9 protein-coding genes and 1 other annotated feature are annotated in these 8279 nt (G+C 36.6%); of the genes, 8 read left to right on the forward strand and 1 reads right to left on the reverse strand.

Annotated elements, in window-relative coordinates; translation table 11 throughout:
* Positions 1-163 precede the first annotated feature (163 nt).
* Both ACFQ3N_RS18485 and ACFQ3N_RS18490 read left to right on the forward strand, forming a co-directional pair.
* Positions 164-421, forward strand: coding sequence for a DUF4190 domain-containing protein (locus tag ACFQ3N_RS18485; protein WP_390364386.1), 258 nt, complete (start codon positions 164-166; stop codon positions 419-421).
* A gap of 211 nt (positions 422-632) precedes the next feature.
* Positions 633-1136: a DNA-deoxyinosine glycosylase gene (locus tag ACFQ3N_RS18490; RefSeq protein WP_390364388.1), complete on the forward strand. Its 504-nt coding sequence runs from the start codon at positions 633-635 to the stop codon at positions 1134-1136.
* A 522-nt stretch (positions 1137-1658) separates the two neighbouring features.
* Here the strand turns inward: ACFQ3N_RS18490 and ACFQ3N_RS18495 are convergent.
* Entirely contained in the window at positions 1659-2759 is a 1101-nt protein-coding gene (locus ACFQ3N_RS18495) for an SDR family oxidoreductase (RefSeq protein ID WP_390364390.1), read from the reverse strand.
* Positions 2760-2892: 133 nt separating this feature from the next.
* Positions 2893-3162, forward strand: a binding site (T-box leader).
* 150 nt (positions 3163-3312) lie between these two features.
* Here ACFQ3N_RS18495 and ACFQ3N_RS18500 point away from each other — a divergent pair.
* The 6 genes from ACFQ3N_RS18500 (at position 3313) to ACFQ3N_RS18525 (ending at position 8145) form a co-directional block, all read left to right on the forward strand.
* The gene (locus tag ACFQ3N_RS18500) at positions 3313-4173 is read left to right on the forward strand and encodes an SAM hydrolase/SAM-dependent halogenase family protein (protein WP_390364392.1); all 861 of its coding nucleotides are present in this window, start codon (positions 3313-3315) and stop codon (positions 4171-4173) included.
* A gap of 96 nt (positions 4174-4269) precedes the next feature.
* Positions 4270-5559 (forward strand): M20 family metallo-hydrolase, encoded by a 1290-nt coding sequence (locus ACFQ3N_RS18505; protein ID WP_390364394.1) that lies wholly within the window; start codon positions 4270-4272, stop codon positions 5557-5559.
* A gap of 100 nt (positions 5560-5659) precedes the next feature.
* Positions 5660-6475, forward strand: a complete 816-nt coding sequence (locus ACFQ3N_RS18510; RefSeq protein WP_390364396.1) for a cytochrome c oxidase assembly protein — start codon at positions 5660-5662, stop codon at positions 6473-6475.
* 82 nt (positions 6476-6557) lie between these two features.
* Entirely contained in the window at positions 6558-6848 is a 291-nt protein-coding gene (locus tag ACFQ3N_RS18515) for a DinB family protein (RefSeq protein WP_390364398.1), read from the forward strand.
* 29 nt (positions 6849-6877) lie between these two features.
* A complete protein-coding gene (locus tag ACFQ3N_RS18520; RefSeq protein WP_390364400.1) occupies positions 6878-7051 on the forward strand; it encodes a hypothetical protein in 174 nt (57 codons plus the stop codon).
* Positions 7052-7185: 134 nt separating this feature from the next.
* A complete protein-coding gene (locus tag ACFQ3N_RS18525) occupies positions 7186-8145 on the forward strand; it encodes an alpha/beta hydrolase (RefSeq protein WP_390364402.1) in 960 nt (319 codons plus the stop codon).
* Positions 8146-8279: the final 134 nt, after the last annotated feature.

Genomic DNA, 8279 nt, shown 5'->3' on the forward strand with positions numbered 1-8279 from the left:
AATCCTTGAGGAAAGGTCCCCTCCTACTTGACCCATTAAGGCTTGGCGATAAGCCAAGTTTTCTAACCAAGTAGAACGTGGGACTTTAACTGCACATGGGAACAAAGGAGACACCCCTCCATACTAGGTTGCTCTAATTTACAGTTTAGAAGGGAGAAGCAAAATGGAAGAAACAAATGGTAAGGCTATTGCTTCACTTATATTGGGAATATTATCGATTGTCTCCCCATACGCCGGTTTAATTCTTGGAATTATTGGTCTGATTCTGGCATCTATTAGCATTAAAGAAATAGCGAGTTCTAACCAACAAGGAAGAGGTTTAGCAGTAGCAGGTAGAGTTTGTAGTATTGTTGGGATATGTATTAATGGTCTCATTTTTTTATTTATGATTGCTGGTTATTTATTGTTTACGACATTTTAGAATGGATAGGCCTACCTTATAAAATGGATATTTTCCTAGCATAACATCGCTGGATTTTACATAGGATGAATCATTGTATAAAATCAAAAAGGTCTTATGTGCTTGTTTTATCGCCAATTTATGAGGGCTGTCTAGTTTTCATTATGTTGCATGTGTGGAATGATTAAGCTATTTTAAATAGGGAATAGAACTGTATAAAGGAGTTTAATACGTGGCTGAAAAAGTAAATTCGTTTGCGCCAATTATTCCATCAAATCCTAAAGTTCTTATACTTGGTTCCATGCCTGGAGGACTTTCTTTAGAAAAACAAGAGTATTATGGGAACCCGCGAAATCATTTTTGGGATATTCTATTTACGCTTTATAGTCAGGAAAAGTTAGAGGATTACGAAGACAAAATAACATTTGTAAAACGTCGTGGCATTGCGTTATGGGATGCAATTGGTACGTGTTCTCGTGAAGGAAGTCTGGATTCCAATATTGTAGACGCGGAACCAAATAATATCGAAGGATTACTACAACGTTTTCCTACCATCAAACTAATTGTCTGTAATGGAACGAAATCATATCAGGTTTTCAAAAAGTATTTTTCTTTAAATGAACTGCATGATGTTAATGTAGTGAAGTTACCATCGACAAGTCCAATACCTGGTCGTTATAACAAAACATTCGCAGGGAAAGTGGAGGAATGGAAAATCATTTTAGAATATATGTAGGTTGTATGTCATTTTTACAGTAAGTGGCGACTTAATGTGTGGAAAATGATACACTTAATGTAAGAAATATAATAATTGAATTATTCAGGTATTGCTCAGTATTCGAGCCGCAAGCGGCAACTTGCGACTCGGACAGTTACCCGCAAGGAGCGGCGACTTCGTACAATGATCAAGAAAAGTAATTATCCTTAGATCACTTTTACCGGCAGGATGGTTACTTTTTCTCTTGGCTGTTGACAATTAACAAAACGAGTGTAGCGAACATCATCATCAACTCGAGCGTACTGTCAATTGATATCACTTACTTCAACCCCTTTCGTGAGGGGAATTTTAGTCGCCAAGTAAAAGAAGTTACTCTTATACGCTTTTAGTGAAGCCACCCTGCGTAACCTGTCCTCCACATTATACTACAAAAGAATTTGTAATGGTTGTAATTTTCTGTAAATGGTACTATGTGCATAGAAGAACAAGGTTTATTTCAAAAAAGTTAGTCCAATTTATTCATAAAAAATTTCCTATATATTATGAAATAGTGATATGTTTACTTCTATCATGTTTATATTTTCGATAAAAATCAATCATTGGTTTAACGGTATCTTGTAAGTCAGGACAAATGATTCCTGCTTCATTTAGGTCTGCTACTGCCTGCGTACAATCGTAGGATGAGTTAATGATATAATAGTTCGTTGCTTCTTTTTCCACTTGAAGCCATTTACGTATTGGTGCTGCTGACAAAGAAATTCTCAGAACTGAAAGTGGAATGTTGCCTTTTGGTGTTCTTCCTAGGTAATTTTGAGTCAGTATTTTTTGCAGTTCTCTCATTTTATATGGGTTTGGATCAGTCAGATGGTAGGTTTCACCTTCACCAACAGCTGAAGTAGCCAAATAGCTGGTTGCCTTTAGCACATAATCGGATGGTACGAAATTCCCTTCCGTATTTCCCTCACCAATGTAAGGAATAACTGGTAAGAAGCTTATGTGATCTAATAAATTTAGAAAAAAATAAATTCCATCAAATTTTATAGTCTTACCAGTTTCGGAGTGTCCTTTTACTATTGCTGGCCGGATTATAGTTGTTGGTAGAGTTTGCTTCAGATCATCTACAAGAACCTCTGCATGGTATTTTGTTTGTTCGTAATGATTTTTAAATGATTGTCCTTCTACAAGCTCGTTCTCATATATTTTACCTTCTCGATCTCCAGATACATATGCTGTACTGAAATAAATGTATCGTTCCAGATTTCCTAATGTTTTCACCCAATTGTTAACGTTTTGGGTGCCATTTATGTTTACATTAAAGGAAATGTCCTTTAGTACAGCCAAGTCATATATAGTTGCCAGATGAAATACATGTGTAACTGATTCTTGTAAGATTCGGTTTATATCTCGGTCAATCTCCAGGTTAGCTTTTGTAATGTCACCTGAAACAATGGAAAATAAATTTTTACTTACTTTACTTTTTTTAGCAAGATGGGTGATATCTTTAGTAGCTTGATCTTTAAGATGTGGGAGAACAAGTAAATAAATGTGTTTCATCTGTTTCTTATGATCGTGAATAAGTTGCTGGATAAGATTACTTGCCAAAAACCCAGGATAACCGGTAAGAAAATAGGTCTGGTTCATATGTACAACCCCTATCATGAAATGTATAATAGATCTATTATATCTTTTTTTTAATTACTTCTAATTTTATAAAAACTCATCTTGCATTATGTAACTTTTTTATGTAGAATAAGATTAATTTAAATCATGCACTATAAAAACGTTGAAGAGGAAAAGTAAGGTTTAGCTATTTTTCGACAGAGAGCTTTGGTAGCTGCAAAGAAGCAAAAATACGAATCTGAACAATGGCCTTTGAGTTTCGTGCTGAACGTATCAATTGATATTAGTAGGTTCCGACGAGATTTGGTACTCGTTATCCATACCACAGTATAAAAGTCATCTGACTTATGTACTTGCAGAGGCTGTATGTGTGAGCATGCAGTAAACTAAGGTGGTACCACGTTCATTCAACCACGTCCTTATCGTTTATTCGGTAATGGCGTGGTTTTTTAATGGCATTTTTCCAGAAAGGAAACATAAACTCTTATTTCTGGAAAACGCAACTTAGGCTTTCGTCATTAGGGATTGGCATAAGACAAGTTTTTAATAATAATTGATAATGGGAGGTAATTACATGAGTAGAAATGTAGTGTTACAAACAGACTTTGGTGTTAGCGATGGTGCAGTGAGTGCAATGTATGGCGTGGCTGTTTCGGTGGATCGGAACTTGAGAATATTTGATCTAACCCATGATATACCGCAATACAATATATGGGAGGCATCTTATCGACTGTACCAAACAATTACTTATTGGCCTCGGGAAACGGTATTTGTTTCGGTAGTAGACCCAGGAGTCGGGACATCTAGATTAAGTGTAGTCGTCAGAACACTTGATGGACAATATATTATCACCCCTGACAATGGAACATTAACACATATTAAGAAAAATATCGGAATTGCTGAAGCGAGAATCATTGATGAAAATGTAAACCGTCTACCAAAGTCAGGTGAATCATATACATTTCATGGGCGTGATATTTATGCTTATACAGGTGCAAGATTAGCTGCAGGTTTAATTACGTATGAGGAGGTGGGGCCTATAATGGAAGCGAAGGAAATTGTGGAACTCTCCAAACCAGAAGCAACGGTTGAAGAAGGAATAATAGAAGGAAATATCGACATTTTAGATGTGAGATTTGGAAACCTGTGGACTAATATTGGTCGTGAATTATTCCAGGAAGCATCAATCTCATATGGTGATTCGTTAGAAGTTACCATTTCAAACAACACACAACAGGTATATAAAAATATCATGACGTTTGGACGATCATTTGCCGATAGCCACTTGGGAGAACCTCTTCTGTATGTAAACTCATTAGATAAATTGGGGGTGGCAATCAACCAAGGCTCATTTGCCAAAGCGTATCATATTGAAACAGGATCAAACTGGCAAATTATTATTCGAAAAGCACCCGAGATTTTTTTTAGGTCATAACTAACCCTCTATATAAAATGAATAAAAAGCATAGTTGTTTAAAAATCGAAAAAACTTTGGTATGGTTTATAAAAATAGAGATGGAGGATTCTACTAATGAAATTTTTTCTACAAGAAAAGCTGATGCAAGAATACGATACACAACATGACTATGACGGTATTTCTGGAGAGAGACTGGCAACTCGGTTAGGTGAACTTTCCAAAATTGGATTGACTGATGGGAAAGGGTCCAACCGACCTGGATATTCAAAAGGAGAGAAACAGGCTAAAGAATTAGTCTCAAGCTGGATGCGTGACGCTGGATTAAAGGTTCATGAAGATGGTGCTGGAAATGTTTTTGGAAGGTTAGCAGGAAAGAATGATGAATTACCTGCAATTATATGTGGATCTCATGTGGACAGTGTGCCAAATGGTGGACATTTCGATGGACCACTAGGTGTACTATCTGCCTTAGAAGTTGTAGAAGCATGGAAACAAACCGGATATCAACCAGAAAAGCCATATGAAGTAGTTATTTTCTCAGATGAAGAGGGCGCACGCTTTAATGGTGGCTTTAACGGAAGCGAAGGATTGTTAGGGATAGGGGACCTTAGTGAAAAAGTAAAACTAAAGGATGTAGCAGGAAAAAGTTTTTCGGAAGTATTAGATGAAGTTGGGCTAAGCGTCGAGGGCTATTCCAATGCTTCACGGAACTTAGATGATATTGAGATGTTTGTGGAAGTACATATTGAGCAAGGTAAGCGATTAGAAAAGGAAAATTTACCATGCGGAATTGTAACAGGAATTGCCGGTCCTTGCTGGTTGGAGTTTACGTTTGGCGGAGATGCAGGGCATGCTGGCAATACGCCAATGAATGATCGAAAAGACGCATTGGTTGCTGCAAGTGATTTTATTATGGAAGTAAATAAACTGCCATCTCAAGTAAGTGACTCGGCGGTGGCAACAGTTGGGAAATTGAACGTAGAACCAAACGGTGTGAATGTTATACCTGGAAAAGTGACGTTGTATGTAGACATTCGTGATATTCACAAGGAAACCCGTGATGATTTAGTTGATCGGGTGTTGAAATTAAGTGGAGTTATCTCAGAAAAGCATGATGTTACCATCAATCACGAGGAAAAGATGCGTGTTACTCCAATCCCAATTGAAGAGGAAGTTCAACAAAAGCTGGAACATGCATTCCAAGAAAAAGGTATCCGCCCCTTTAAATTACCAAGTGGTGCTGGACATGATGCTATGATTGTAGGTGCAAAACTACCAGTAGCAATGATTTTCACCCAAAGTAAAGACGGAATCAGTCATAACCCGGATGAATGGTCTGATTTAGATGATTGTGTGCAGACAGTTCATGGATTAAAACACTTTTTGGAGCGTATGCAAGGATAATACTGTTCATGATATTGTGACATCTTACACGTTAAACACCTTCATTTATCATTTATAATTTTATGAGAGGAAGATTTTGATGAATAGAAGGTGACATAGCGTGATTGAAAACATATTAAATGAATTTAGTTTTTTGATGCTTTGGAATGGTGGAGTTTTATTTTTTATATTGCTAGGAACTGTCATATATATTGCTCTTTTACCCTATGAAAGGGATCATTCTATACGTAAAACAATGATGTTTTTAGCTGGTACTGTTATTTTATTTATTACCTTAGGAAGTCCTTTAAATGTTTTGGGGAGAATAACGTTTAGCTCACATATCATTCAATTGGTATTGCTATTGTTAGTTACACCTCCATTATTAATAAAAGGATTTAAAATGAAAGTTGTTCACCATCTCTTGTCTATCACTATGGTAAAAAAGCTAGTACACGTGATTACACATCCGCTTGTTACGATTAGCCTATTCCATTTATTATTTTACGGATATCATATACCAACTGTTTTCGACCAAGTAAGAGTTGGTTATTTTTCCAATTATATTTATTTAGTGGCTCTACTAGTTGCAGCGTTATTACTTTGGATTCCAATTATTTCAAAAGAACGATTAACTAGGAATCAAAAAATGCGATACGTAGTCATTACTAGTCTATTATTTATACCACTAAGCCTTATTTTACTATTAATAAATGAAAGTCTTTATTCCATATATACTGATGTTGATCTTTTCATTACGGCACTTGAGTTATGTCTTCCAGAACTTGATACAATTCCTCCTGATTATTTCGAGGCCTTGCTGCCCTTTTCACCAGCTAAGGAGCAAAAGACTGGTGGCGGAATATTGCTTGTAAGTCAACTAGTAATCTTTAGTGTACTATTTTCCTATATTTATAAAAAAAGGAAGATTAAATGATTACGTATATCCTAAATATTCCTAATCTGATTAAACTACGGATTTATAATTGTTAATAGAATAGATAAAAGGTGGGATTAATATGAAAATTAATAAACAGGCACGTGATGAGTTATTAGCGGAAGTAGAAGGGATATCTGATCGTAAATTAAATAAGAAACCTGCAGCAGAAAAATGGTCCATCAAGCAAGTATTGGAACATTTATATTTGATCGAGGATGCATTTACGAAAATGATCCAGGAGCAATTGGACACAGGTGACGTCGTAAATGCCAAAGAGAAGCCAATAGAATTAACAGTTAATCGTAGTTCTAAGGTGGACGCTCCAGCATTTTTACTGCCAAGTGAAGAATTTGCATCGATGAGGAGTTGAAGGGGAAATTAGCGGCTTCGCACGAAGGTTTGTTAAACATTGCACGAAATGCAGATGAACAGGAATTAAAAGAAAAAGGATTGAAGCATCCAGCATTTGGACGTATAAGCTTATCCCAAGCTATTTCTTTTGTAGGCTATCATGAATTACGCCATACAGAACAACTTAAGGAAGTAAAAGAAGCACTCGGAGTAACAGCATAAACTGGGGAATGGCTATTGTTACATGTTTGTAATGTATCTTTAATAGTTGTAAAGAAGTACCATTCCAAATTCACTTCATATCCTCTAAATTTTCTGTATAATAGAATTATAGTCTTCTAAGGGGGAACTTGAACGTGAAAAAGAAGAAAAAATGGCTAAAAATAATGATCGGAATTATTAGTGTACTGTTAATTATAGATATTATTGCTAGTTTTTATTTTTATAATCTAGCAATTAACCGTGGCCCGAAGGATTTTTTACAGGGGAATCAGGATTTAGAAGTATCTGCTGAAGCGATGAATGTTTTTACAGAAGGTGGCTGGCGTGAGTGGGTTGATAATCAGGATTTCGAAGTGTGGGAACTGAACTCATACGATGACTTGAAGCTAGAAGGATATTTTCTAAAAGCAAAGGAGCCAACGAACAAAACAGTAGTGTTAGCTCATGGCTACCTAGGAAATGCAAGGCAGATGGGATTATATGGTCAGTACTATTATGAAGAATTAGGTTATAATATTTTTATGCCAGACTCGCGTGGGCACGGTCAAAGTGAAGGTGATTATATAGGATTTGGCTGGCATGATCGGTTGGATTATGTAGATTGGCTGGATCAAGTTAATGAGAGGGTTGGACCTGATACGGAAATTGTTATGCATGGTGTTTCTATGGGAGCTGCAGCCGTTTTAATGGCGAGCGGTGAAAAATTACCCGCAAATGTTAAGGCTATTGTTGCAGATAGCCCATATACCAGTGTAAATGACATGTTTGCCTATCAGATGAACCGCATGTACAAACTACCAACTTTTCCGATATTGCCAAGCACTAGCGCTGTTACAAAAGTGCAAGCAGGATATTCATTGACTGAAGCTTCTGCCTTAGACCAAGTGAAAGAAGCTGAAGTTCCGATTTTATATATTCATGGAAACAGTGACACATTTGTGCCAACTTCTATGGCTGAGGAACTATATGAAAACACGAAAAGCGAAGCAGAAATAATAATATTTGATCATGCAGGTCATGGTGAGGCATTTGTGTTAGAAGAAGAACGTTATATGGAAAAAGTAATTGAGTTTTTAAATCAATATGTGAAATAGAATGGGGTTTCCTGCAGGAAGTGCGGGAAGCCTTTTTTTGGCAGATAAGAAAGTATAAAACTTTCTCATCTGCATAAGTGCAACTAAGGCTTCCGGAGCGACCGAGCATAGGTCGTGTAATTTAGCAGGTGCGA

Source organism: Virgibacillus byunsanensis (genome assembly GCF_042675965.1).
In the GTDB taxonomy this organism is placed as follows: domain Bacteria; phylum Bacillota; class Bacilli; order Bacillales; family Amphibacillaceae; genus Virgibacillus_R; species Virgibacillus_R byunsanensis.

Excerpts from the sequence above, each read along its gene's own strand:
- ACFQ3N_RS18485 (WP_390364386.1), top strand. The coding sequence starts at position 164 with ATGGAAGAAACAAATGGTAAGGCTATTGCTTCACTTATATTGGGAATA.
- ACFQ3N_RS18495 (WP_390364390.1), bottom strand. The coding sequence starts at position 2,759 with ATGAACCAGACCTATTTTCTTACCGGTTATCCTGGGTTTTTGGCAAGT.
- ACFQ3N_RS18500 (WP_390364392.1), top strand. The coding sequence starts at position 3,313 with ATGAGTAGAAATGTAGTGTTACAAACAGACTTTGGTGTTAGCGATGGT.
- ACFQ3N_RS18505 (WP_390364394.1), top strand. The coding sequence starts at position 4,270 with ATGAAATTTTTTCTACAAGAAAAGCTGATGCAAGAATACGATACACAA.
- ACFQ3N_RS18515 (WP_390364398.1), top strand. The coding sequence starts at position 6,558 with ATGAAAATTAATAAACAGGCACGTGATGAGTTATTAGCGGAAGTAGAA.